The sequence below is a fragment of the Candidatus Poriferisocius sp. genome (genome assembly GCF_965202595.1).
GTDB lineage: Bacteria > Actinomycetota > Acidimicrobiia > Acidimicrobiales > Bin134 > Poriferisocius.
Window position 1 is genome coordinate 2,194,834 of sequence record NZ_OZ241836.1, and the last position, 24,478, is coordinate 2,219,311.

At 66.4% G+C, this 24,478-nt stretch carries 22 protein-coding genes; 11 read left to right on the forward strand and 11 right to left on the reverse strand.

All coding sequences use genetic code 11. The features are described 5' to 3' along the window. Both ACOGXC_RS09965 and ACOGXC_RS09970 read left to right on the forward strand, forming a co-directional pair. Entirely contained in the window at nucleotides 1-933 is a 933-nt protein-coding gene (locus tag ACOGXC_RS09965) for an ABC transporter permease (protein WP_419918044.1), read from the forward strand. Further along, nucleotides 918-1,979, forward strand: a complete 1,062-nt coding sequence (locus ACOGXC_RS09970) for a histone deacetylase family protein (RefSeq protein ID WP_419918045.1) — start codon at nucleotides 918-920, stop codon at nucleotides 1,977-1,979. The genes ACOGXC_RS09965 and ACOGXC_RS09970 overlap by 16 nt, the downstream gene beginning before the upstream one ends. 48 nt (nucleotides 1,980-2,027) lie before the next feature. On the opposite strand, the gene ACOGXC_RS09975 is transcribed toward ACOGXC_RS09970, so the two are convergent. Next, on the reverse strand, nucleotides 2,028-3,398 hold the full coding sequence (locus tag ACOGXC_RS09975; protein ID WP_419918046.1) for an amidohydrolase family protein: 1,371 nt from the start codon (nucleotides 3,396-3,398) through the stop codon (nucleotides 2,028-2,030). Nucleotides 3,399-3,569: 171 nt separating this feature from the next. On the opposite strand from ACOGXC_RS09975, the gene ACOGXC_RS09980 reads away from it, so the two are divergent. From ACOGXC_RS09980 to ACOGXC_RS10020, 9 genes are all read left to right on the forward strand, one after another. Further along, a complete protein-coding gene (locus tag ACOGXC_RS09980; RefSeq protein ID WP_419918047.1) occupies nucleotides 3,570-5,180 on the forward strand; it encodes a dihydroorotase in 1,611 nt (536 codons plus the stop codon). Between the two features lie 3 nt (nucleotides 5,181-5,183). Continuing rightward, complete coding sequence (locus tag ACOGXC_RS09985) at nucleotides 5,184-5,948, forward strand: isochorismatase family protein (RefSeq protein ID WP_419918048.1); 765 nt, start codon at nucleotides 5,184-5,186, stop codon at nucleotides 5,946-5,948. Continuing rightward, on the forward strand, nucleotides 5,945-6,523 hold the full coding sequence (locus ACOGXC_RS09990; RefSeq protein WP_419918049.1) for an amino acid synthesis family protein: 579 nt from the start codon (nucleotides 5,945-5,947) through the stop codon (nucleotides 6,521-6,523). The genes ACOGXC_RS09985 and ACOGXC_RS09990 overlap by 4 nt, the downstream gene beginning before the upstream one ends. An 8-nt stretch (nucleotides 6,524-6,531) precedes the next feature. Then, nucleotides 6,532-7,596: a hypothetical protein gene (locus tag ACOGXC_RS09995; protein WP_419918050.1), complete on the forward strand. Its 1,065-nt coding sequence runs from the start codon at nucleotides 6,532-6,534 to the stop codon at nucleotides 7,594-7,596. Then, nucleotides 7,593-8,804: an amidohydrolase family protein gene (locus tag ACOGXC_RS10000; protein WP_419918051.1), complete on the forward strand. Its 1,212-nt coding sequence runs from the start codon at nucleotides 7,593-7,595 to the stop codon at nucleotides 8,802-8,804. Before ACOGXC_RS09995 ends, ACOGXC_RS10000 begins: the two co-directional genes overlap by 4 nt. 27 nt (nucleotides 8,805-8,831) lie before the next feature. Further along, nucleotides 8,832-9,437: a DUF1989 domain-containing protein gene (locus ACOGXC_RS10005; protein ID WP_419918052.1), complete on the forward strand. Its 606-nt coding sequence runs from the start codon at nucleotides 8,832-8,834 to the stop codon at nucleotides 9,435-9,437. 44 nt (nucleotides 9,438-9,481) lie between these two features. Next, the gene (locus ACOGXC_RS10010; RefSeq protein ID WP_419918053.1) at nucleotides 9,482-10,165 is read left to right on the forward strand and encodes a class II aldolase/adducin family protein; all 684 of its coding nucleotides are present in this window, start codon (nucleotides 9,482-9,484) and stop codon (nucleotides 10,163-10,165) included. A gap of 38 nt (nucleotides 10,166-10,203) precedes the next feature. Beyond that, entirely contained in the window at nucleotides 10,204-11,433 is a 1,230-nt protein-coding gene (locus ACOGXC_RS10015) for an aspartate aminotransferase family protein (protein ID WP_419918054.1), read from the forward strand. Between the two features lie 70 nt (nucleotides 11,434-11,503). Continuing rightward, the gene (locus ACOGXC_RS10020) at nucleotides 11,504-14,284 is read left to right on the forward strand and encodes a M1 family metallopeptidase (protein ID WP_419918055.1); all 2,781 of its coding nucleotides are present in this window, start codon (nucleotides 11,504-11,506) and stop codon (nucleotides 14,282-14,284) included. Between the two features lie 142 nt (nucleotides 14,285-14,426). Here ACOGXC_RS10020 and hpnH read toward each other — a convergent pair whose 3' ends face one another. The 10 genes from hpnH to ACOGXC_RS10070 all read right to left on the reverse strand — a co-directional run bounded on the left by hpnH (nucleotide 14,427) and on the right by ACOGXC_RS10070 (nucleotide 24,449). Beyond that, on the reverse strand, nucleotides 14,427-15,434 hold the full coding sequence (gene hpnH / locus ACOGXC_RS10025) for an adenosyl-hopene transferase HpnH (RefSeq protein WP_419918056.1): 1,008 nt from the start codon (nucleotides 15,432-15,434) through the stop codon (nucleotides 14,427-14,429). Nucleotide 15,435: 1 nt separating this feature from the next. Then, complete coding sequence (locus ACOGXC_RS10030) at nucleotides 15,436-16,008, reverse strand: hypothetical protein (RefSeq protein ID WP_419918057.1); 573 nt, start codon at nucleotides 16,006-16,008, stop codon at nucleotides 15,436-15,438. Further along, nucleotides 16,005-17,924, reverse strand: coding sequence for a squalene--hopene cyclase (shc, locus tag ACOGXC_RS10035; protein ID WP_419918058.1), 1,920 nt, complete (start codon nucleotides 17,922-17,924; stop codon nucleotides 16,005-16,007). The genes ACOGXC_RS10030 and shc overlap by 4 nt, the downstream gene beginning before the upstream one ends. Then, nucleotides 17,924-18,922: a polyprenyl synthetase family protein gene (locus ACOGXC_RS10040; RefSeq protein WP_419918059.1), complete on the reverse strand. Its 999-nt coding sequence runs from the start codon at nucleotides 18,920-18,922 to the stop codon at nucleotides 17,924-17,926. Before ACOGXC_RS10040 ends, shc begins: the two co-directional genes overlap by 1 nt. Nucleotides 18,923-19,027: 105 nt before the next feature. Next, entirely contained in the window at nucleotides 19,028-20,665 is a 1,638-nt protein-coding gene (locus ACOGXC_RS10045) for a hydroxysqualene dehydroxylase (RefSeq protein ID WP_419918060.1), read from the reverse strand. Then, entirely contained in the window at nucleotides 20,662-21,516 is an 855-nt protein-coding gene (locus tag ACOGXC_RS10050; protein ID WP_419918061.1) for a phytoene/squalene synthase family protein, read from the reverse strand. The genes ACOGXC_RS10045 and ACOGXC_RS10050 overlap by 4 nt, the downstream gene beginning before the upstream one ends. After that, entirely contained in the window at nucleotides 21,507-22,343 is an 837-nt protein-coding gene (gene hpnC, locus ACOGXC_RS10055; protein WP_419918062.1) for a squalene synthase HpnC, read from the reverse strand. The genes ACOGXC_RS10050 and hpnC overlap by 10 nt, the downstream gene beginning before the upstream one ends. A 211-nt stretch (nucleotides 22,344-22,554) precedes the next feature. Further along, nucleotides 22,555-23,757, reverse strand: coding sequence for an NAD(P)/FAD-dependent oxidoreductase (locus tag ACOGXC_RS10060; protein WP_419920057.1), 1,203 nt, complete (start codon nucleotides 23,755-23,757; stop codon nucleotides 22,555-22,557). Between the two features lie 6 nt (nucleotides 23,758-23,763). After that, nucleotides 23,764-23,964 (reverse strand): ferredoxin, encoded by a 201-nt coding sequence (locus ACOGXC_RS10065; protein WP_419918063.1) that lies wholly within the window; start codon nucleotides 23,962-23,964, stop codon nucleotides 23,764-23,766. A gap of 134 nt (nucleotides 23,965-24,098) precedes the next feature. After that, on the reverse strand, nucleotides 24,099-24,449 hold the full coding sequence (locus ACOGXC_RS10070; RefSeq protein WP_419918064.1) for a hypothetical protein: 351 nt from the start codon (nucleotides 24,447-24,449) through the stop codon (nucleotides 24,099-24,101). Nucleotides 24,450-24,478: the final 29 nt, after the last annotated feature.

The following is a 24,478-nucleotide window of genomic DNA, read 5'->3' on the forward strand; positions in this document are numbered from 1 at the left end:
ATGGATACCCTCGTCGACCTGTTCATCTCCACCGCTTTCATCGCCAGCGCGATGCGGCTTGCGGTTCCCCTCATTCTGGCCGCAACCGGAGAAGTCATCTCAGAACGGGCTGGAATCCTCAACATCGGCCTCGAGGGCATGATGCTCATGGGCGCATTCACCGCGGTGCTGGCCGCGGACTTCACCGGAAATCCATGGATCGGGGCGCTGGGCGGGGCGCTGGGCGGGGTCGCACTGGCCTCGATCCACGGGGTCATCGTCATCAATTGGGGAGGCAACCAGGTGGTAAGCGGTCTAGCGCTCAACCTGGGAGCGCTCGGCCTGACAACCTACCTGTCCCGCAAGATCCTCGGTACCGAGCAGGCCGAGGTGGCCCACTTCGAGCCGATCCACATCCCGGGGCTTTCCGATATCCCGTTCCTCGGCCCGGTCCTGTTCGCCCAGTCACCGTTTTTCTATTTCGCGCTGGCTGCCGCCGGAGTGCTGAGCCTGGTTTTGTTCCGCTCGCGTCCCGGCCTGGCGTGGAGAGCGGCCGGCGAGGATCCCGACGCTCTCGACAGCGTGGGCACATCAATTCCGCTAACTCGGTGGACCGCCTTGCTGGTATGCGGGGCGATGGCCGGCCTCGGCGGCGCCTCCATCTCGCTCGCGCAGCTCTTCACGTTCATCGAGAACATGACCGGGGGTCGGGGCTTCATCGCCCTGGCCCTGGTGATCGTCACCCGGTGGCGACCAACATGGGCGGTGGGCATTGCCGTCTTCTTCGCCACCGCCGACGCGCTGGCCTTGCGGATCCAGGCGCTCGATGTGGCATCGATACCGTATCAGATCTCGCTTATGCTGCCGCTCGTGCTCACCCTGGTGGTCTATGGGTTCGCCGCCCGAGCTGGGAGACCCCCGGCTGCTCTCGGTCGCCCGTGGATCAAGTCCTGATCGGCCCCGCTGTGCTAACCGTCTCATCGAAGAGCCACCGCCTGCACAACCCGGTTGAACCACATATGTTCGATGGGGTACCGCTGCCACCCCGAGAGAATGCGGCTCGGGTCGAGGTCGTTCTCGACGCGTTGCGGGCCGGCGGCCTGGCCGGCGAGCGCGAGCCGACCGCCCTTGACCCGATGCTGCTCGCCCGGGTCCACACCCCTCGATACCTGGAGTTCCTCGAGACCGCCCACGCCCGATGGCGGACCATGACCGGCAACGACCGCACCGGGGAGGCCCGGCCGTTTGTGCGCCCCATGCCGGGAGCGGACTTCACCGTGCCCGAACCCATCTTTGCCCAGATGGGCCGCTACTCAAACGACACCGATCCGATCCTGGCTGGAACTTGGGAGGCGGCCAACGCCGCAGCAGCCTGCGCGGCAACCGCCGCAGGCACGGTTCTCTCCGGCGAGGCTGGGGCCGCCTATGCCCTCATCCGGCCACCGGGCCATCACGCCGGTCCCGAGAACTTCGGCGGCTACTGCTACTTGAACAACGCCGCCATAGCCGCGGAGCTTGTGGCCCGCGAGGGGGCCCGAGCCGCAGTCCTCGATGTGGATGCCCATGCCGGCAACGGCACCCAAGCGGTGTTCTGGCACCGCTGCGACATCCTCACGGTGTCGCTGCACGTCGATCCCGCGGTCGAATACCCTTACTTCCAGGGCCACGCCCATGAGCGGGGCGGTGGCGACGGTGAGGGCTTCAACCTCAACCTGCCCATGGATCCGGGGACGGAGTGGGCCCGGTACGAGCCCGTACTCCACAACGCCTGCCGTCGGGTGGTCGATTTCGGCCCCGACGTGACCATCGTCGCCCTCGGCGTTGACACCGCCACCGAAGACGGAGTGCTCAACTTGGCGGGAGACGACTATCGCCGACTCGGTGCCCGTTTGGCCGAGATCGGCCGGCCTGCCGTGCTTATCCAGGAAGGCGGCTACGACCTCTCCGTACTGGGACAGAACGTCGCCGCGGTGATCGAAGGCTTCGAGCAGACCGTCTAGCAGTCGGGCGGCCGAGTTCCAAAGGCGAGCCGATGCTCTAGGCCATCATTAGCAAGAGTCCATCAAAAGCGAGAGGTTCCCGAGGCCAGCTTGGGCAACGAGGTTTCGGGAGAGTTCGCGAGAGCGGGCTATCACTTCTGCGGCTTCGATGTGCTCCACCGCGCCATCGCGAACCGATCGCCGGCCGGCCACCCAGACGTCTTTAACATCCATGGGGCTCGCGCAATAGGCCACCTTCTGATAGGGGTCGTGAACGCTGGCCAGAGCGGCCGACTCGCCATCGAAGACAACAATGTCGGCCTGCTTGCCCGGTTGGAGCGAGCCGATGTCACCGTCCAGATCGAGGGCGGCAGCCCCCTCAATGGTGGCCATGGCGAACGCGTCACGAGCGCTCAGAGCGGTGGCCTGCAAACGGTTGACCCTTTGCAGGAGAATCGCCGACTTGATGCTCTCCAGGTAGTTCTGGCTGTCGTTGCTGGCCGCGCCGTCAACCCCGATCCCAATGGCAATGCCCGAACGCCGCAGTTCCGGAACCGGGCAGACACCCGATGCCAGGATCATGTTGGATACCGGATTGTGGGCGACCCCAACCTCGTTGCGGGCCAGTATGTCACGGTCGGCCGCGTCGACCCACACGCAGTGGGCCGCCAGAGTCGGGGACTCGAACGCGCCAACCCGCTCGCAGTGGGCGATGGGAGTGACACCGTGGATATTGCGGGTCTCTGTTACCTCCTCCCGCACTTCTTGAAGGTGGATGTGAATCCCGAAGCCACCGGTTGCCGCCAGTTCGGTGCTCTGGGTGAAGAGGGCGTCGCTTTGCGCCCCGAGCGCGGCGACCCCAACCCGGAATCGACAGAGCCGGCTTGCGTGGGCCGCCTCGCGGAGTGCTTCGTGCTCAGCCATAGCCATCTCCGTTGACGCGGGGCCAAGGTCACCAGCGCCGAAGGACACTATGCCCCGCAAGCCGATCTCGTCGAGAGCCCGAACGACCCCGGGGGTGACCGGACCGCTGACCGGCGCGCACACAAACATGTCGTTGACCGTCGTGACCCCGCTGCGGATCATCTGGATTCCCGAGAGCAGCGTTCCCACGTGGGCCATCTCCTGGGTCAAGACGGGATTGATGGCGTGAACTACCGCTTTGATCCATTCCCACAGCGTGAACTGCTCGCCGATTCCCGCCACCAGCGCCTCAGAGAAGTGACCGTGGGTGTTCACGAACCCAGGAGTGACGATATCCAGCGGCCCCCCGGTCACGGCATCGTCAGGAAACTGCACCCTCAAATCTTCCCAATGACCGACGGTGTCGATCACCGAGCCAACGATCCGCACCGCACCGCCCGCTATCTCGGGCGGATCACCCGATGTGAGCACGTGACCTCCCCGGACGAGAGTGCCCGGAGCCTCTGAATCCCTCACCGATCCCCTCCATTGCCGCGGGGGTTGCTCCCCCGGCTGCGAACCCTCTGGGCTTTGGCCGCAGACATGGAGTTGCGAGTCGGCCCGGAATGTTTGCAGGTACCTATGACATAGAATAGTGTCACTTTGAAACTAACAGGTGACATGACCGCGGTAAACGGGAGGCGCGCAATGGGAGACGAGCTACTCGATCTGGCAGTGGTGAATGGAACCGTGGTGCTCGGCCACGGGCAGTATCGCCTGGCCATCGGGGTAAAGGATGGCAAGGTCGCGGTTCTGGCCCCTGAGGAGTTCCTGGCTCCGGCAAGGGAGAGGATCGACGCTCGAGGGCACCACATTCTCCCGGGTATCGTCGACAGCGAGGCTCACCCCGGCTGCTACGTCCCGTTCGAGTACGACATGGACACCGAGTCGCGAGCCGCCGCCTGCGCCGGTGTGACCACATGGGGCATTCAAGCACCGACCACCCGCCTGGGTACCGAGCCGTTCCACGAGGTTGTGTCGGCAGCCGACGTTGTCTCGTTCAACCAGTCCTTTCCCAGCGGGCGTGACGTGATCAACCGCGTCAGCCATGTGGATGCCTACCTCACCTACATGCTGGAAACCGACGAGCAGGCCCACGAGATCCCCCAGTACGCCGAGGAGCACGGTGTCACCTCCTACAAGCTCTACCTCCAGACCCGGGGGATGAAGGGCATGGCCGACCACATCGACACCAACTGGCCGAGTCGCCGCGCCGGCCTCGGCACCGGCATCGACGATGGCACCGTCTTTCTGGTAATGGAAAACGTCGCCTATCTGGGTGATCCCGGCATGGTTCACATTCATCCGGAAAACTGGGAAATCGGCCGGATATTCGAGGATCGCCTCCGGGCGGCGGGTCGAACCGACTTCGGGGCGTGGACCGACCGGAGCCCCGACTTCCTGGAGGCGCAGCACATCCGGGCCTACTCGTATCTCGCCTCGCAAACGCCAGGAAAAGTCCGCCTCTACCTCCAGCACTGCACCACCAAACTCTCATTCGACGAGGTGGTCAAGGCCCGTGCTGAGGGAGTCGAAGTATTCGCCCAAACCGGCCCGGCTTGGCTGTGGGCGGAACCCGAGTACGGCTGGCGCATCAACGTCCCGCTCAGAAGGCGCGACAACATAGAGGCTCTATGGGTTGCGCTGGCCGAGGGCATCGTGGACGTTGTCGGCTCCGACCACGTGGTGGGGTGGGAACCATCATCTTATGAGGAGATGTACAACCCCAACATCTGGGATTGCCGTACCGGGTTCAGCCGGGTCGAGCTGTTCCTGCCCGTTCTGCTCTCCGAAGGTGTGAACCAGGGACGCATCCCCCTTGAACGGGTGGTTCAGGTGGCATGCGAGAACCCGGCCCGAACGGCGGGGCTCTGGGGCACGAAGGGCTCGCTGTTCCCGGGCTTCGATGCCGACATGGTCATCGTCGAAGTAGGACGCGACGTGGTGGTCGGCAAGGAGCACATCAATACCCGGTCGGGCTGGTCGATCATGGAGGGCCACGAGTTCACCGGTTGGCCGGTCAAAACGATCCTGCGCGGGCAGGTCACCGCGGAGTGGGCCGACGACTCGCCGGGGATGCGGCCGGTGGGCGAGCCCCGGGGCCGGTACCTGCCCCGAACCCCGGGGGCCAAGAGCCCCAACCCCGAAATCACCAGCATGGCCCGCATCGCCAAGGGAAACCGCTGGCTGCGCGAAGACTGGACTCGCCCCGGCTTCTGCCCGGAAACGCTCAAGTACACCGGACCCCGGCAGGTATAGCCCATGACGATGCCCTGGGACGATGTGATCTCCGACTCGGATCGGGAGATTTTCGAGACCGCCGGGTGGGGAAGGCGAGCCGGGTTCGGTGCCCGCCCTGCTCTTTTGGTGATCGATGTCAACTACAACTTCTGCGGGGACAGGGAAGAGCCCGTTCTGGAATCGATCAAGAAATGGCGCTACGCCTGCGGACCTCAGGCCTGGCGTACTGGAATCCCCGCCATCCAGCGCGTGCTCGCCGCCGGGCGGTCCAAGCGACTACCGGTGATCTACACCACCAACCCCCGCCGAGACGACGGCTTCGACCTGGGCATCTGGACTCTCAAGAGCTTCCGAGCCGACGACGCAGTTGATATCTCCGGGCACAAGGGCAATCAGATCGTGGAGGAGGTCAGACCCGCCGCCGGCGACTTGTTCATCGAGAAGTGCAAGCCGTCCGCATTCTTCGGTACGACGCTCATGAGCCATCTGAACAACCTCAAGGCCGATTCGCTGATTGTGATGGGAACCACCACCAGCGGCTGTGTCAGAGCAACCGCGGTCGATGCGCTGTCCTACGACATCCTGGTGACGATTCCCCACGAGACCACCTTCGACCGCTCCGAGCTGTCCCACAAAGTGGCGCTGCTCGACCTGCACATGAAGTACGTCGATGTAACCGGCACCGATGAGGTGGTCGAATACCTGGAAGGGCTGGAACCCGGCATTTTCGACGAGGTTTGGCCGCCTGCGGCCAAGAAAGCAAGGGAGACCAGGGAGACAGGATGACAAACTTCACCATCCGCGGCTGGCGCACTCAGGTAACCGAGGAGGTCGTTTCCGAGGGGATCGTCGCCGACGTTCCCCTGCGTAAAGTCACCGTTGCCGCGGTGATTCAGAATCCGTTCTTGGGCGACTACGTAGAGGATCTTTCCGAGGCGGTGGAGTGGTCGGTGGGATTCGGGGCCGAGATCAGCCGTCGAGCCATCGAAGCGCTCGCAGAGCCGGTTCAGGCTTACGGCAAGGGCGGGATCGCGGGGGTAAACGGAGCCCAGGAGCATGTGATCGCATTTGTGACCACACCGTTCGGCAATGAGCTGCGCAAGGCCTCGGGCGGCGGGGCTGCCTGGATCTCCTCTGCGTCTATCGTGGGGGCCGCGGGCACCCCGCTCACCCTTCCCCTCGCTCACAAGGACGCCCTCTATGTCCGGGACAACTACGATGCCGTCACGCTGTACCCCGGCGACGCTCCCCGCCCCAACGAGATCGTTGTTGCTATCGCCGTAGCCAACCGGGGGCGGCTCAACAGCCGACTCGGTGGCATCTCCGCCGGCGAGGTAATCGGCAAGGACGGATTGCGCTAGCAACCATCATGGGCACCGCGAAGAAGAAGGATCGGTTCGCCGACTCGGCGGCAAAGATCAAGCCCCCCTTCGAGATCGATCCGACAATGCTCTTCTACTCTCCTCAGGAGAACGTCGACGCGTTCGAGCACCCGCGCATTGCGCCCTACCTCCGGTGGATCGCGCAGAAATGGCAACCGCCGACCGATGGACCCCGCCTGGCCCTCATCATCCCCTGCACCAAATCGAAGCCGTATCCCACCAGCCGGGAACACCGGAGCATCAACCGTGCGCTGCTTCGAGCGGGGTGGGTTCCCGACGGTACGGGAAAACCCCCTGAAGCGCTGTACAGCACGCTCGATTCCGGCGACGACCCCCGGTTGCTGGACTCGGGGGCCATGTTCCGAAACGGTATAGCTCTGGACCGTATCGTGATCTCCGAACCGCTGGCACTGGTTCCCTACACCCACGTCTACACCTGGCAGAACGGTCCCAGCCCGGCCTCGGCATATGACGACCCCGGTTTGTTCGAATCACGGGGCACCTCGGTCTCACCCTGGCGTGACGACCACACCGCCACCCAGAACGCCTCGGGAAAATGGACTTGGGGCCCCGCCGAGCGCGAGGCCTACGTCCAGGCCCACAACACCCTCGTCGGTTTCATCCATGAAACCCTGGCCCGCGTCTCCCACCACTACACCGCCATCGGAGCCTGGACCTCGCCCGGCCTCACCCACCGGAGCTTCCTGATCAACTCGGCCCAGCGAAGGGCAGAAGGGCTGCCGATGAGCCGCAGGGGGGCATCCGGTCCCGTGACCTTGCGCGGTGTCTGCGACCTCGCTCCGGGAATCGTGGACATCATGCCCACGGTGGGACAGCTTGAGCAAGCCCGATCCGACCTGGCCATCCGGCTCGAGCACGAGGGCCGCAAGCACTCGGCGGGCACGGTGAGGGCGGTGTACGCACGAGGCGACGGCCACGACACCCCCCTGGGCCTGCCCGAGTTGCTCGACCACCTGACGGCTTGGCTCGATAAGCAATCCAGGCTCGATAAGCAGTCCAAGCTCGATAAGCAATCCACGAGCGTCGGATGAACGGCGGTGAGCAGGCGGGGCCGCCCGTTACCGCCATCATCAACATCGGAACGCTGCTGACCGGAGACGTGGTGGATCCGTATGGTACAGCCACCTCGATGCTCATCGAGAACGGCGTCATCACCAGGTTGGGCGATACTACGGCCACCGACGGCGAGCAGGTGATCGACGCAGGCGGCGCTACGGTGGGCCCCGGCCTGATCGACTCCCACTGCCATGTCGTACTGGGCGACTACACCCCACGCCAGCGAGCAATCGGCTTTCTCGAGTCGTACGTCCACGGGGGCATCACCTCATGCATCTCACCCGGCGAGATCCACCTCCCCGGGCGCCCGCATGATGCCGAGGGAGTCAAGGCGCTCGCGGTGCTCGCCCACCGATCGTGGTCCGGCTACCGACCCAACGGGATGAAGGTGAGCGGCGGGGCGATCATCCTCGAACCGGTCCTCACCGCGGCCGACCTCCAGGAGGTGGCATCTCAAGGAGTGGGGCTGGCGAAATTCGGGTTCGGCCTCTACGAAGACCCCGCTGATGGACTTCCTCAAGTGCGCGACGCCCAGGCCGCCGGCATCAAGGTCATGGCTCACAGCGGGGGGGCATCGATCCCCGGCTCGAAACCGATCTCGGCCGAGCACCTGATGCTGCTCAAACCCGACGTGTGCGGTCATGTGAACGGCGGCCCCACATCCCTCGACGACACCAAGCTGGACCGCCTCGTGCGCGAGACCGACCTTACCCTCCAGCTCGTGCAGGCCGGCAACCTCCGCTCCTCCCTCCGGGTAGTCGAAGCCGTGCGCGACATCGGCGGCGAGCGGCGGGTGATTATAGGCTCCGACACCCCCACGGGAACCGGTGTGATGCCTCTCGGGGTGATCAAGACGATGGCCGAGCTGTCATCCCTGGGCGATGTGGATCCCGGAGTAGTCTGGGCGTGGGCTTCGGGATCGGTCGCAGATGTCTACAACCTGAGCGCGGGCAAGATCCAGGTCGGCCGCCCGGCGGACATCGTGATCGCCGACGCTCCATGGGGCTCTCATGGCCAGGGAGCTGTCGGCGCGCTGGCCCGGGGGGACATTCCCGGGATCAGCGCTGTTTTGATCGATGGGGAAATCCGTGCTCTCACCAGCCGCAACACCCCGGCGACATCCACACCGGCAGTGGTCGTTCCCCCCATCAATGATCCATGCGGATCAGAGCACGTTTGCTGATCACGCCAACCTGAAACGGGAGTGAGGATGACAAGCATCATCGAGGAAGTGCTGGTTCCGGCTTCGCAGGGCCGGGGCATCAGGGTGGGTAGGGGGCAATTACTCGACATCATCGATGTCGAGGGGCACCAGGTCGGAGACCTCGTCGCTTTCCTGGAAGCCGATCCGACCGAATACCTCTCGCCAACCCACACCGTGTCATGCAATGCATCGGTGAAGCTCAAGACCGGTTCGCAGGTCTTCTCCAACCGTCGGAACCCGATCTTCACCATCGTGAGGGACGATGTGGAGAAACACGACATCATCGTCCCCTGCTGCGATTACCAGCGGTATTTTCGCGACTACGGCTTGACCGATCACCGCCATTGCCTCGGCAACCTCGAGCAGGCTCGGGGTTTGCTGGGCGTGGAGTACGAACTCCACGGTGAGCAGGCTTGGAACGTCTTCATGCACAATCGGGTGATCGAGAACGGCGCGGTCGTGACCGACCCCGCGGCCCACGGGGCCGGTGCCACCATAAGCCTGGAGGCCCATTTTGATCTCGTCGTGCTGCTGTCAGCCTGTCCCCAGGATCTGACGCCCTGCAACAATTTCGACTGCACACCCATGCTCATGCGCGTGAGAGACCAGTGACCGGGTCCGGGCAACCTCATCGCCGTCCTGAGCGGGCGTAGCCAGTGACCGGTTACGGGCTAAAGCATGCGACGGCCGGCACGGCGCGGATGCTGGCTGCCTCGAAGCTGGTAGAGGCGTTCGGCCATGTGTCAGCACGACTCCCCGGCGGGGGTTTCCTCATCACATCGACGAAACCGACGCTGGAAGCCACCGCCGATTCTGTTGTCACCGTGGATGCTGACGGCACAGTCGTCGAGGACCCCTCGGGGGCAGCGCCACTTGAGATCCCCATGCACGCCGGGATCTACCGGTCACGGCCCGATGTGGCAGCCATATGCCGGGGCCACGGGCCAGCCATGGTCGCTTGGGGCGTGGCCGCCGAGGATGTGCCCCTGCTGCACGGCCTCGGTGCCATCGCCGGAGCCGTGGTCCCCGTGCATCCCGATCTCAACCTCATCACCACCCAGGAATCCGGAGATCGCCTGGCGCTGACCCTGGGGCACCACCATTGTGCTCTTCTCCTGTCCAATGGCGGTCTCGCAGTTGGTGCAGACCTGCTTGAAGCCGCCACCCGGCTGTGGTTTCTCGAGGAGCGGGCCAAAGTGGCGCTCGCGGCCCGAAGAACTGAGCCCGCGGCCGGGAACTGGGACCAGAGGATGACCTACACCGATGTCGAGCTGATTCGGGCCAAAGCCTGGTTCAAGGCCCGGTTCGGCCCCGCCGATCCGATCTTTGATCCCGAGTAGCCGCCATGGTCCTAGAACGCCCCCAGCCTGGTCCAACCATGGATCCCGACGAAGTGGAGTCCTGCAAGGACGGATTCTTCCAGCATCTCGCTCAGACTGTCCCCGGACGCAAGGAACTGGTTGTCACCGAAGCCCGCGGCTGCACGATCAAAAGCGCTGACGGTCGGTTGTTCCTCGATTTCATATCGGGCATCGCGGTTGCAAACGTGGGCCACAGCCATCCGAAGGTCGTCCAGGCCGTGCAGGACCAGATGGCTCGATACGCGCACGTCAACGTATACGGCCGATTCGCGCTCCCCCCTCAGGTCGAGATCGCCAGCCGCTTGACCCGAGTAGCCCCGGGAGGTCTGAACACGGCCTATCTGACATCAACGGGAACCGAGGCCATCGAGGGATCGCTCAAGCTGGCCCGCAAGTACACCGGCAGGAAGGGGTTCGTCGCGTTTGAGCGGGGTTTCCACGGGCGTACCCTCGGCTCGCTGTCGATTAGCTGGAAGGCGCAGTACCGTGAGCCGTTCGAACCCCTGCTCGAGAATGTGGATTTCGTACCGTTCGGTGATCTCGATGCCGCTGGCGAGGTGGTCAACCACGACACCGCCGCCGTCATCGTGGAGCCCATCCAGGGAGAGGGCGGGGTTCGCGTACCGAACGACGACTTCTTGCCCGGGCTCCGCCAGATCTGCACCGATCGAGGGGCCCTTCTCATCGCCGACGAGGTGCAGGGGGCAATGGGCCGGGCCGGTAAATGGTTTTCATTCGAGCTGTGGGACATTGTCCCCGACATCGTGGTTCTGGCCAAAGCACTGGGCGGCGGCCTGCCCCTCGGCGCGTTCTTGGCGACTGGCGAGATCTTCAGCACATTCCTGGATCCTCCCCTATCTCACCTGACCACTTTCGGGGGAAACCCCGTCTCCTGCGCCGCAGCAGTTGCCGCGTTCGACATCATCGAGGGTGAGGATCTGCTCGCCGCATCCGAGGAGAAGGGTGCCGAGTTGAAACGACGCCTGGAAACCACGATGGCCCAGTTCCCCGAGTACATCAGCGATGTTCGCGGCCAAGGCCTCTGGCTGGCCATCGACCTCCCCCCGGATCTCACCATGCCGATCGTCAAGGAGATGGAACGCCGGGGAGTGATTGTCGGATCAATGCTCAACTCGGATGGTACGGTGCGAATCGCACCGCCGCTGGTCGTCGCTGAAGCCGAGCTGGATGTGTTCATCGGTGTCCTTCGGGCCTCGCTACTCGCCGTCCGATCAGGCAAGCTCTGAGCACAGGTACCGAACGCCGGGCAAACCTATCCACCGAGAACTGTACCCCCAGGTGATCTAGTCTCGCTCGATGGCCGAATCCTCCTCGAACCCGTACCGGTTGCCCCGAACGGTGGTGCCTAAGTGGTACGAGCTGCGGATGGAACCCGATCTGGATGAGTTCTCGTTCGCCGGATCGGTGGGGGTGGACATCGAGGTGCTGGTGCCGGTGGCTGAGATCGTCCTCAACGCCGCCGATCTGGAGATCACCGGGGGCAACCTGGACGGAGTGGCCCTGGGGGGCATCGATTACGACACCGAGCACGAACGAGTGGTGCTGCGGCTGGCCGAGCCTGCCTCGCCGGGAGCGGCCCGTCTGAACCTGCGGTTCGCCGGCACGCTCAACGATCAGCTCCGAGGCTTCTACCGCTCCACCTTCACCGATACCGACGGCAATCAGCGGGTGATAGCCACCACCCAGTTCGAATCCACCAACGCCCGCCGGGCGTTCCCCTGCTGGGACGAGCCCGACCTGAAGGCGGTGTTCGAGGTAACCCTGGTGGTACCCGATGGCCTGATGGCGATTTCCTCGGGGGCAGAGATCGCATCCCAACCCACCGGTGACGACCGCCGGGAGGTGTCGTTCGCCCCCACCATGGCCATGTCCACCTACCTGCTGGCGTTCGTGGTCGGCCCGCTGGAGGCCACCGACCCGGTCGATGTCAACGGCACGCCGCTGCGCGTCGTCCACCCCACCGGCAAGGGCCACCTCACCGAATTCGCCCTGGATGCCGGGTCGTTCACCCTCGACTTCTTCGAGCGCTACTTCGCCATCGACTACCCCGGCGACAAACTCGATCTGGTGGCCATCCCCGACTTCGCCTTCGGGGCCATGGAGAACATGGGATGCGTCACCTTCCGGGAGGTCCTGCTGCTGGTGGATCCCAACACCTCCACCCAGCAGGAGCGGCAGACCGCGGCCGACGTGATCGCCCACGAGCTGGCCCACATGTGGTTCGGCAACCTGGTCACCATGAGGTGGTGGAACGGCATCTGGCTGAAGGAGGCCTTTGCCACCTTCTGCGAGCTGCTGGCGGTGGATGCCTACCGTCCCGATTGGAAACGGTGGCTGTCGTTCGGGCTGTCGCGGGCCGCGGCCTTCGACGTGGATGCCCTGGCCGCCACCAGGACCATCGAGTACCCGGTGGTGTCACCCGCCGACGCCGAGGGCATGTACGACCTGCTCACCTACGAGAAGGGAGCAGCAGTGGTGCGGATGCTGGAGCAGTACCTGGGTGCCGATGCCTTTCGCGACGGGGTCCGCCAATACCTGCGGCGTCACTCCTACGCCAACACCGAAACCCACGATCTTTGGGATGCCCTGGCGGAGGCTACCGGCGAACCCGTCCGCCCCGTCATGGACTCATGGATATTCCAGGGCGGCCACCCGGTGGTGACGGTGACCCCGGATGAACACGGTGCGATCACCGACACCCCTAAAGGCCACGCCGACCGTGAGCAGGTAGCCGCAAGCGACCACGGCGCGATCACCCTGAGCCAGAGGCGGTTCCGGTACGACGGCCAACCCGACGAAACCCGCTGGCAGGTGCCGGTGGTGGCCACGGTGGGCTCCACCAGGGCCGCGCACACCAGGAAACTTCAAGATCACGATGCCACGCGAGGCACAGCCCAAACGATGAGTCCCCCCGCCGCGCCCGCCAGGAAACTTCAAGATCACGATGCCACGCGAGGCACAGCCCAAACGATGAGTCCCCCCGCCGAGCACACCGAGAAGCTGGTGTTGGAGGATCAGGCCCGGATCGAGATCGGCAGCGGGTGGGTGATGGTCAACCCCGATGCCGACGGGTTCTACCGGGTGGCCTACGATGACGCTCTGCTGAACCGGCTGCTGGACAGCGGCCCCGAGCTTGCCCCGCTCCAGCGGTACGTGCTGGCCGACGACCAGTGGGCGCTGACGGTGGCCGGGCACCTGGATGTGACCGGCTACCTGGGGTTCGCCGAGCGCATCGCCGCGACCGAGGATGATCTGGCGGTGTGGCGGAAGCTGGCCTCAACGCTGACCACTCTGGACCACCTGGTGCCGGCCAGCGGACGCACCGGCCTTCAGGTCCGGGTCAGGGATATGGTCGAACCGGCCTGGAGCCGGCTGGGGTGGGCGCCGGTGGGCACCGAGGACGACCGCACCCGGGAACTGAGAGGGGTACTGGTCCGCATCATGGCCCTGGAAGGCAACGACACTGGGGTGACCGAACGGTGCCGAAAGCTGATGGCGGCCGAGAACATCGACCCCGCACTGGCCGCCATCCCCGAACAAGCACCTTCGCCCAGGCTACCGCTGATGGCGGCCGAGAACATCGACCCCGCACTGGCCGCGGCCGCGGTGGCAGTGGTGGCCGCCACCGGCGACCGAACCGACTACGAGGAGCTCCGCAAGCGTTTCCGGAACGCCCCCACCCCGCAGCTCGAACTGCGCTACCTGACAGCACTCACTGCCTTCGGTGACCCGGTGCTCATGGACCGTACCCTGGCCGCCACCCTCGACGGCACCGTGCGCAGCCAGGACGCCGGCTTCGTGATACGGGGCTGCCTGGAGAACCGGGAGCTCGGCCCGCAGGCCTGGGCGTTCACCACCGAGCACTGGGACGAGATCAACCGGCGGCTCCCCTCGGCCATCATCCCCCGGATGCTGGGCGGCATCTGCGCCCTGTCCACCCCCGGGATGGCTCAGTCGGTACGGTCGTTCCTCGACGACCACCCCGTACCCCAGGGATCGATGATCGTCGCCCAGCACCTCGAACGCCTGCACATAAACGTGGGGCTGAGAAACCGGGTGGAACAAGAACTCGGCTAGCCTTCAGCTCTTGGTTGCCCATGTTGCGCCGTCCCCGCTGAGAAACCGGGTGGAACAAGAACTCGGCTAGCCAGCCGGAACCCACCTGTTCACGGGCCCATCGGTTAGCCCAGTCAGGCCGGGGAAACAGGAGCTCGGCTGGCTAACCGGAACCCACCGCCGCCCGGATGGACTCCCGGAGGGACTTCATGGTGGCGAAAACCGCAGTGGGTTCGTAGCCGCAGTGGGCCATGCAGTTCGCACACCGGGGATCCCGACCCCGGCCGTAGCTGTCCCAATCGGTGGTCTCGATCAGCTCCCGGTAAGTGCCGGTATAGCCGTCGGACATCAGGTAGCAGGGGCGCTGCCAGCCGAACACCGAGTAGCTGGGGATGCCCCAGGCGGTGCATTCGTAATCCACCCTGCCCTCCAGAAAGTCCAGGAACAGGGGGGTGTGGTTCAGCCGCCACTTCTTGCGCCTACCGCCGGAGAAGGCATCCCGGAAGAGTTGCCTGGTCTGCTCCACCGGTAGGAAGTTCTCCTGGTCGGGAGCCTTCTCGTAGGCGTAGCCCGGTGAGATCATCATGGAGTCCACTTCGAGGTCGTCGTTCAGAAAATCCAGCACGCTGCGCACGTCGTCGGGGCTATCGGTGCTGAAGAAGGTGCTGTTGGTGGTAACCCGGAACCCATTCTTCTTGGCCTCGGCGATGGCTTCCACGATCTCATCGAACACCCCGTCGCGGGCCACGGCCAGGTCATGGCGTTCCCGGAGCCCGTCCACATGAACCACGAACGAGAAATAGGGCGACGGTTTGAACAGGTGCATCTTGCGCCTCAGCAGAACCGCGTTGGTACACAGGTAAACGAACCGCTTGCGCTTGATGAGCTCGGTGACCATCTCGCCGATCTGGGGATGCAGCAGCGGCTCGCCCCCGGCGATGGACACCATCGGGGCCCCGCACTCCTCCATGGCCCCGACCGCCTCGTCCACGCTGACCCGCCGGCGCAGCACCTCTGTGGGGTACTGGATCTTGCCGCAGCCGGGACACTCCAGGTTGCAGGCGAACAGAGGCTCCAGTTCCACGATCAGCGGGAACTTCTGGCGGCGGCGCAGCTTGTTCTTGAATACGTAGGCCCCAACCCTCACCGCCTGGCGAACCGGTATGGGCATATCAGCAAACCTCCCTTATCAGCACCGGCATCAGCCGGCGAATGGTTCTCAGTGCTCTCATCACTCTCGCCGGGACCGCCGGCGACCGTAGTTCATGCCTCGGGGTGTCCGTCACCACCCTAACCACCGTCGCGGGGCCACGATGGTTCTCCAGCAGCCAGGCCGACTCCATGTCTACCACCACCGCCCCCCGATCAGCCAGCTCCCGCCGTTGCCGGCCGGTAGCCACCGTGGGCACGCTGATCACCGGGCCGGCATGGACCGCAAACCCGGCATTTCGCAGGCGGCCGGCCACCAGCGCCGCTCCGGGCAAGGGGATCGGGGAGACATCGAAGGCCGACACCTGGGTGGCCACCACCACCTCACCGGGCTGGATGCCGCCGACCACGGCCCCACCCATTCCCACGACCGCCACCGGCCCCAACGGCCCCACCGGCGGTGCGGCCCGGCGGCTGCGCTCCGGCCCCATGCCGGTGCATATCACAGTGGCATCCCCCCCGGGTCGGGCTCGGCGGATGCCGGCCCGGGCCGCCCTGGCCTCCATTCGCAACGGGCAAAGCACCACCAGGCTCACCTACCGTTTCCTACGGCTCGCAGCCAGCGGCCCAGGGCCATCACCGGGAACACCAGGCGATACAGGTGGTACCTGATGTAGAAATCCCCCGGAAAACCGGTGCCGGTGTACCAGGGCTCGTCCCAGCTCCCGTCGTCGCGCTGGTTGCCCACCAGCCAAGCCACCCCGCGCCGGGCGGCCTCGCCCGAAGCCCGACCCCCCGCAACCAACGCCAGCAACGCCCAGGCGGTTTGCGAGGGGGTGGACATCCCCCGTCCCCGCCAGGCCGGGTCGTCGTAGGAGCGCAGATCCTCCCCCCACCCCCCGTCGCGATTCTGCACCGACTCCAGCCAGCGGCAAGCCGCCACCACCCGATCATCGTCGGTCGGCACTCCGGCGCTGACCAGCGCAGGAACCGCGGCCCCGGTGCCGTAGAGATGATTGGCCCCCCATCGCCCGAACCACGACCCATCGGGTTCCTGGGCCGCGCTCAACCAGGCCACCCCGCGGGCCACCACCTGATGATCCACTGCGGAACCGAACCCGTCGGCATCCAACTCGCACAGCATCTCGATCACATGAGCGGTCACGTCGGCCGACGGCGGATCGGTCACCTCCCCGAAGTCGCAGAAGGGAAGCTCGGCCACCAGCCGGGAGCAGTTGTCGGCATCGAACGCGGCCCAGCCCCCGTCGGAGCACTGCATACCGTTGGTCCAGGTCACCGCCCGGTCCAGGGCATCTTGAACCCGCCCGGAATCGGGAACGCGAATGCGGCGCAGGGCCAGGGCCACCTCGGCGGTGTCGTCCAGGTCGGGATAGTTGTCGTTCTCGAACTCGAAGGCCCACCCGCCCGGGGGCAGATTCGGGCGGCGCTCGGCCCAGTCCCCGACCACCCGGACCTCCTCGTCCAGCAGCCAGCGGGCACCGGCCACCAACTGGGGGTCGGCGGGGTCCACACCGGCGTCGGCCAGAGCCACCAGCGCCAGGCAGGTGTCCCACACCGGCGACTGGCAGCATTCCAGCCGGCGCATGTCGCCCTCGACGATGGTCCAGGTGTCGAACCCGGCCAGACCCCGAGCCAGGATCGGATGGTTGAGGGGATAGCCCCGCAGGTGCAGCGCCAGCAGTGAGTACACCCACGGTGGCTGGATGCCCCCCCAGCAGCCGTCGGCCTCCTGGCGGCTGATGATCCAGCGCTCGGCCCGGCGCAGGGCCCGCTCCCTCAGCCACCGGGAGGGGCGACGCTCGTAGAGATGCAGAGCCCGGTCCAGACGCTGGAATCGCCGGGCCCAGGTTCCGGCTGGCGCGGGTTCCCTCTCCGGGGGAACAACCCCGGTGTTGATCTCGTCCAGGTCCAGACCCATGGGACGCACCGGGCGATGGGCCCCCACCACGGTCAGGGCGACCACGGTCTGGCGGGCCCAGCAGGCGAAGTCATAGATGTTCAAAGGCAGCCGCTTGGGCAAGAGAATCACCTCGGGGGGAAGGGCGGGCAGGTCTTCCCACCGCCAGAGCCCGAACAACGCCATCCACAGCCGGGTGAACACTCGGCTGCACTCCACTCCCCCCTCGTCACGGATGTAGGCGGCCGCCTTGGCCATGTGATCGGCATCGGCGGGGTCGCCGGCGTAACGCAGGGCCCAGTAGGCCTCAACGGTTACCGAAAGATCGGGGGGACCCTCGTAGTACGTGGCCCAGGTACCGTCGGCCCGCTGGCAGTGGCGGATCCAGTTGGCCGTTTGGCGAGTGACCTCGGGGTCGGCAATGCCCAAGAACTCTCGCAGGAACAGGTCCTCGGCCTCTATGGACACGTTGGTCTCCAGCTCGGCCTTCCACCATCCCTCGATGTCCTGATGGCTCAAGAGCCGGTCCCGCGCCCGACCCAGACACCGCTGAACCTCCATCAGAAAATCCTTGCCCATGAGCTGAACCTCCATCAGAAATCCCTGCCCATGATGAAATCGGCCACCAGCCGCAGCTCCTCGGCCGCTCCGGCCACCACCACCCCACGATCCTCCAGCAAATCAATGGCCCCCACCGCCAGGTTGTGGTGGGTTCGGGCCAGCGCCTCGGTGCCCTCCCGGCCGCCGCCCGACTCCACCAGGGCCCGGGCGGCATCCACATCGCCGGCATCCAGATGGGGACGGGCGTAGAGGGCGGCCAGATCGGCGGCCGCGGGGGTACCGCTGTTGAGGGCGATCACCACCGGCACCGATCGTTTGCGCTCCCGCAGGTCCGACCCGGAGGGCTTGCCGGTGCGCTCGGGATCGCCCCAGATACCCAGCAGGTCGTCCACCGCCTGGAACGCCACCCCCAGGTTCATCCCGTAGCCGGCCAGGCCCTCGACAACGGTGTCATCGGCCCCGGCCAGCACCGCCCCCACCGATGAGGCGTAAGCCAGCAGCGCACCGGTCTTGCCCCGTTCCATGGCCAGGCACTGCTCGAGGGTGGTGCAGGATCGCTGCTCGGTGGCCATGTCCAGGCTCTGACCGGTAATCATGGCAGAAACCGCCCCGGTCAGAGCCTTGGACGCTCTGACCCTCTCGGGGGTGGGATCGGCCAGCAGAACCTCGAACGCCAGCGCGTGCAGAGCGTCGCCCACCAGGACACCGACCCCGTTACCGAACTTGGCCCACACCGTGGCCCGGTGCCGGCGCTCGGTATCGCCGTCGATGATGTCGTCATGGATCAGCGAGAAATCATGGATCAGCTCGATGGCCACCGCTCCCGGCACCCCGGTCTCAGCAGGAGCCCCCACTGCTTCGGCCGACAGGATGGCCAGGGCCGGGCGAATCCCCTTGCCCCTGCCCTCGAAGTGGTACCGGGCCGGCTCGCCCAGCTCATCGCCCAGCCCCGCCAGGACATCGGCAATAGCCGGATCAACCATCTCCCTGACCCGCCTCAGGATGCCCTGAACCGGCGACTCCCGGCTCATGCCGTCACCCCCACACCCGAATCCAAAGCCTCCCACAACTCGCAAAACAACCGGCTCACGCCGTCACCCCCAGACCCGAATCCAAAGCCTCCCACGACCCCCGGCTCACGCCGTCACCTTCTGGATCTTTACCGGCGAGGTTGCCGGGGGCACGCGGCGGTAGTGCTCCAGCGCCAGGCGGGCGGCCCGGTGGCCGGAGCGAACCGCTCCCTCCATGGTGGCCGGCCAGCCAGTATCGGTCCACGCCCCGGCCAGGAACAGCCCACTCATGGCGGTGGTGGGGCCGGGCCGCAGCCGGCGGGTGCCGGGTCGGCCGGCAAAGGTGGCCCGATGCTCCCGGGTCACCACCGCGTCCACCACCTCGGCCTCAGCCGCCCGGGGGAAGAGGTCGCAAAGGGCCAAGCGGTAGCGCTCGATCATCTCGTCCGGCCGGTCGCCGATCTCGTCGAACGCCGCCGATTGCGACACCGCCACCACCTGCTCACCGCGAGTCCCGGTAGGTGCAACCCTCTCACCCCGACCGCGAGTCCCGGGAGGTGCATCGGAGCCCTCACCACGATCATCCCGACCGAGAGCATCGGAGCCGTCACCGCCCCAGATGGCTGCCTCGGTGCGGTCGAACACGAACTGGATCGGGGAGTCCAGAGCGGCGGCGAGGGGGATGTCCATGACCGGGCGGTCGAACACGAAATGCACGTTGACAATGGGTGACACACCCAAACCGGCCAAACCGGCCTGGCCGGGCACGGTACCGGGGGGCAAAAGGCCGTCCACCGCATCGTGGGGTACGGCCAGGATCACCGCATCGTGGTCAACCCGCTGCCCGCCCACCGTCACCGAGGGACCCTCGCTCACTGCCTCAACCCGGGCCCCGAGTTGGATGCTCCCGCCCCGGGCGGTGATCACCCGGGTGGCGGCATCGCCGTGGAGGGCGGCCAGGGGCACCCGGGTCCAGCCCAGATCGGCGGCATCGGCGGCATCCAGAAGACCGGTGCGGAACACCTTGACCGCCAGGCTCAGCGAAGCGTCATCGGCTCTCAGGTTCACGGTGGGCAAGCAGATCAGGTCCCACAACCCGCCAACGGCTTGATCGGACTCGCCCCGGGATCGGAGCCATTCCCCGAAGCTCAAACCGTCGGTGTCGGGGTGGTCGGGATCCAGCCGGCGCAGGGCCAGCGCGGTGCGAACCGCCCGCAGCCGGTCGGCAACAGATAGAGGTTTGTAACCCATCAACGACCGGGCCAGGTGCAGGGGGGCCGGAGCGCCGGTGCGGAAGATTCGAGCCGGTCGGCACCCGGGACCGATCACCGGCACCGACAGCCGGCGCTGCTGCACCACCAGGTCGTCCACCCCCAGGCGACCCAGAAAGGCCCGGTACTCGGTGCAGCACCGCATGAACACGTGCTGGCCGTTGTCGAACCAGCGACCGTTGCGCCGGAACGACCAGGTGGCTCCCCCCAGGCGGGGGGCCCGCTCGTACAAGGTCACCGCCGCTCCGCCGTCGGCCACGGCCACCGCGGCGGCCAGCCCGGCCAACCCCCCTCCAACCACCGCAACCCGAGGCCCCGGCGACCCCTCGCCCTGCGGCCCGCCCCCGGTAAAGCTCATGCCGGCACCCCCACCAAGCTGCGGCCCGCCACCGGTAAAGCTCATGCCGGCACCCCCACCAAGCTGCGGACGGCCACCGGTAAAGCTCATGCCGGCACCCCCACCAGGCTGCGGACGGCCACCGGTAAAGCTCATGCCGGCACCCCCACCAGGCTGCGGACGGCCACCCAGGCTTTCTGGCGGGTGGGCACCGACAGCCGTCCCTCCAGCACCGCGGTGGGTCGGGCGGCGATACGACCCAGCAGGCGGCGGTAGATCCCGGCCATCGCACCGGTGCAGGCCCGGCTGCGATGATCCAGGCGGTCCAGCAACCCGAGCCCCTCGGCGAAATACCGCTCCGCTCGCTCCGCCTCATACGCCACCAGCGCCCCCACCGCGGCGGGCGGGCCGATGAGATCGGGGGCGCAGCCGAACCGCTCGATGTCAGCAGCGGGCAGGTACACCCGGCCCATATTCCGATCCTCCACGATGTCGCGCAGAATGTTGGTGAGCTGAAGAGCCACCCCCAGAACATCGGCCAGCCCGGCCGCCTCGCCGGGATCACCGGAGGAACCGAATACCCCCAGCGACAGGCGCCCCACCGACCCGGCCACCAGCCGGCAGTAGTGCTCGGTGTCCTCGATGGTGGAGTAGGTCACGCCGGCGGCATCCTGCTCGCATCCGGTGACTATCTCGTTCAGCGCCGCCGCCGGGATGGGAAACCGATCAATGGCATGGCGCAAACCCACCAGTACCGGATCATCCGGGTTGCTGAGCCCGCCCCCGGCCAGAGCGTCGATGTCGGTTCGCAGCTCGGCCAGCCGGGCCAGCTTGCCGTCCGGAGGCAGCGGGCCGTCGCCCACGTCGTCGATGCGGCGGGCCATGGCATACAGGGCGGACATGGCTCGGCGCTTGGGCCCGGGCAGTAACCGGATGCCGTAGAAGAAGTTGCGGGCCTCAGCCCGGGTGATCTCCTCGCACCGCTGGTAGGCAAGCGCTACCTCCATCTTGGCCTCCAGCCGGCAGTCAACCGGGGCCCGGCCACCAGCCGAACCGCATGAACCGCGGTGCGACCCCTCGACGGGGTCCGCAGCTTGCCCAGCACCTCGTGGTCGGCTGCGGCTATGGCATCCAGCGTGGCCAAACCGCCGGCGACATAACCGGCCACCGTAACCCTGGCCCACCCGTTGAGGGAGGCCACCAGCGGCTCGCCCCGGTTCAGCAACCCCCGAGCGCTGTCGCACTGATGGGCAACCAGCCGCCGGAGCTGCGACGAGGCCCGAGCCGCCCCCAGGTCACCCTCATCCACCGCGAAGCGGGCCATCTCGTCGGCGGGGAAATAGATACGACCCTTTTCGGTGTAGTCCTCACCGATGTCCTGGAGGTGCTCCACCAGTTGCAGGCCGGTGCACACCGCGTCGCTGAGGGCAATGCGCTCGGGCGTGGCCGCGCCGAAGACCGCCAGAACCAGTTGACCCACCGGGTTGGCCGACAGCGCGCAGTACTGGGCCAGCTCGGCCTGGGTTCGGTAGCGGTGCCGGCGTTGATCGATCCGATTGGCCTCGATCAGCGCCAGGAACGGCTCGTCCCCGATGGCGAACTCCGCAAGCAGAGGGGTGAGCCGGGCCATGGCCGGGTGAGTGGCCTCGCCGGTGCGGGCCCGGGCGAGTTCGGCCTCCACCCAATCCAGTGCGGCCGAACGGTCGCCGCCGTACTCGTCGCCGATGTCGTCCACCAGGCGGGCGAACCCGTAGATGGCCAGCAGGTGAGACCGGGGGCGCGCCGGTACGACTCTCAGCACAACAGGAAAGTTCTCACTTCCCCTCTGGGTCATGATCGAGTTCAGATCGAACCCGACTTCGGTATGCACAACGCCCCCCGCTGTGGCTCAATTCCTAGTCTCGGACCCGCCCGCCGTTGGACCGGCCCGAGCAGCATTATAAAAAGTCTCGCTGACATCCCCCGATCGCGAACAATCGGGTGACCATTGAGTCACCTTCAGCTCGCTGATGGGAAACTCGGCGGGAGCGCCCATGCGCCCACTCCTACCCTTCCCGGGCGGCTACCGCCAGCGCCTCCTCGAAGCCGGCACCCCGGGCAACGAGTTGGCGGTACTTCATCACGTGGCGGGGCCGGTTGAAGCCGAGCACGCCGACGAGGCGGCCGGCCCGGCCGTACAGGGCGGCGAACCGGCGTTCGGTGGTGGATCCGGTGACGATGCGCACCTCGTCGTCGGGCCGAACCCTGCCGGCCAACTGGATCTTGCGGTCGTACTGGTCGCTCCAGAACCACGGAACCGGGGCATAGGGCTGGGCCTTGCCATCGGCGGTCAGCAGGCGGCGCACCGCTTGCTGGCCCTGCTCGATGGCGTTGTCCCAATGCTCCACCCGCATGGTCTCGCCGAACAGGCGGTTGGGCCAGCGGGCCACATCGCCGGCGGCTGCGATGCCGGGGGCAGCCAGGCAGGTCTCGTCGCACACCACCCCATCGTTCAACTCCAACCCCGAGCCCTCCAACCAGCCGGTGTTGGGAATCACCCCGATACCCACCACCACCACATCGGCATCCACCGAGGTGCCGTCACCGAGGTTCACCCGCTCCACCCGACCGTGCCCCTCGAAACCGTCCACCCCCACGCCGAGGCGCAGATCCACCCCGTGATCCCGGTGGACCTCGGCGCATACCGTGCCGATCTCGGGACCCAGCACACGGCCCAGCGGTACCGGCAGGGCCTCGACCACGGTGACCTCCAGTCCCCGGCCCCGGGCGGTGGCCGCCACCTCGGCACCGATGAACCCGGCACCCACCACCACCACCCGCCGGGGAGTGGCCTCCAGCTCTGCCCGTATCGCCAGGCAGTCGTCCAAGCCCCTCAGGGTGTGGATACCGTCCAGGCCGCCGGTGGGCAGCTCACGGCAGCGGGCCCCGGTGGCGATGAGGATACCGTCGGCGGTAACCGGCGAACCGCTGTCGAGGGTGACGGTGCGGGTGGCCACGTCGAGCCCGACAGCCCGGTGACCCAGCCGCCACCCGACATCCAGATCCCCGAGCGCGGCACCGTCGGACAGGAGGATGCGATCCGGTTGCCACTCCCCGGCCAGAACCTGCTTGGACAGGGGAGGCCGATCGTAGGGTTGGTGGGGCTCATCACCAATGATGGTGATGGCTCCGTCGAACCCGTCTCGCCGCAGCGTTTCGGCCGCCCTGGTACCGGCCAGCGACGCTCCGACGATGGCGATGGAGCGCAGAGGCTGCTACTCCTCGGCGACGGAGATGGCCTGCTTGGGGCAGCGCTGGACTGCCTCGTTGACCCTCTCGCGGGCATCATCGCCCGGGGTCTCGTTCAACAGGTACAAGAAGTCGTCGTCACGCACCTCGAAAACGTCAGGAGCAACCTGCATGCAAATGGCGTTGCTCTCACACAAGTCGTAGTCCACGACCACCCGGTATCCCATTGGTTCCTCCCATCTCCCAGAAGACACCCCCGACCCTACCCAACCAGCACCCACCCCGCCACCATCGAACCACCCAACCGGTGGTGGTCACCCCGCCACCCCCGAACCGCCCGGCACCCTGCTGGTGGTCACCCCTATGGGGAGCAGCGTTGCTGGGTGTAGTCACGGATTTCATCGCGGGCCTCGGCAACGGCCTCCTCCAGGGCGAAGGCTCGGCGGAACAGTTCACGGAGGTTCTCGATCTCATCCACCTCCCGGGAGGCGTTGGCCACCGTGGTGACCGCCGGCCGGATGTCGGGTGGTGCGGCATCCTCCAGGGCGGTCAGCCGGGCCAGATCTGCATCATCTTCGGCCGGGTGCATACCCACACCCTCGCGGGCCAGCATGCAGAATGCCTCGATATCCCCCTTGTCATCGCTGCCGCACGCCACCATCGTTGAAGCAAGCAGCAACGCCGCCACAACCGCCCGGGCAGTAAAGCTCACCCCCGCATCTTTTCATCTCAAGATGCAGG

Excerpts from the sequence above, each read along its gene's own strand:
- ACOGXC_RS09965 (WP_419918044.1), top strand. The coding sequence starts at position 1 with ATGGATACCCTCGTCGACCTGTTCATCTCCACCGCTTTCATCGCCAGC.
- ACOGXC_RS09980 (WP_419918047.1), top strand. The coding sequence starts at position 3,570 with ATGGGAGACGAGCTACTCGATCTGGCAGTGGTGAATGGAACCGTGGTG.
- ACOGXC_RS09985 (WP_419918048.1), top strand. The coding sequence starts at position 5,184 with ATGACGATGCCCTGGGACGATGTGATCTCCGACTCGGATCGGGAGATT.
- ACOGXC_RS09990 (WP_419918049.1), top strand. The coding sequence starts at position 5,945 with ATGACAAACTTCACCATCCGCGGCTGGCGCACTCAGGTAACCGAGGAG.
- ACOGXC_RS09995 (WP_419918050.1), top strand. The coding sequence starts at position 6,532 with ATGGGCACCGCGAAGAAGAAGGATCGGTTCGCCGACTCGGCGGCAAAG.
- ACOGXC_RS10000 (WP_419918051.1), top strand. The coding sequence starts at position 7,593 with ATGAACGGCGGTGAGCAGGCGGGGCCGCCCGTTACCGCCATCATCAAC.
- ACOGXC_RS10005 (WP_419918052.1), top strand. The coding sequence starts at position 8,832 with ATGACAAGCATCATCGAGGAAGTGCTGGTTCCGGCTTCGCAGGGCCGG.
- ACOGXC_RS10015 (WP_419918054.1), top strand. The coding sequence starts at position 10,204 with ATGGATCCCGACGAAGTGGAGTCCTGCAAGGACGGATTCTTCCAGCAT.
- ACOGXC_RS10020 (WP_419918055.1), top strand. The coding sequence starts at position 11,504 with ATGGCCGAATCCTCCTCGAACCCGTACCGGTTGCCCCGAACGGTGGTG.
- hpnH (WP_419918056.1), bottom strand. The coding sequence starts at position 15,434 with ATGCCCATACCGGTTCGCCAGGCGGTGAGGGTTGGGGCCTACGTATTC.
- shc (WP_419918058.1), bottom strand. The coding sequence starts at position 17,924 with ATGGAGGTTCAGCTCATGGGCAAGGATTTTCTGATGGAGGTTCAGCGG.
- ACOGXC_RS10040 (WP_419918059.1), bottom strand. The coding sequence starts at position 18,922 with ATGAGCCGGGAGTCGCCGGTTCAGGGCATCCTGAGGCGGGTCAGGGAG.
- ACOGXC_RS10045 (WP_419918060.1), bottom strand. The coding sequence starts at position 20,665 with ATGAGCTTTACCGGTGGCCGTCCGCAGCCTGGTGGGGGTGCCGGCATG.
- ACOGXC_RS10050 (WP_419918061.1), bottom strand. The coding sequence starts at position 21,516 with ATGGAGGTAGCGCTTGCCTACCAGCGGTGCGAGGAGATCACCCGGGCT.
- hpnC (WP_419918062.1), bottom strand. The coding sequence starts at position 22,343 with ATGACCCAGAGGGGAAGTGAGAACTTTCCTGTTGTGCTGAGAGTCGTA.
- ACOGXC_RS10065 (WP_419918063.1), bottom strand. The coding sequence starts at position 23,964 with ATGGGATACCGGGTGGTCGTGGACTACGACTTGTGTGAGAGCAACGCC.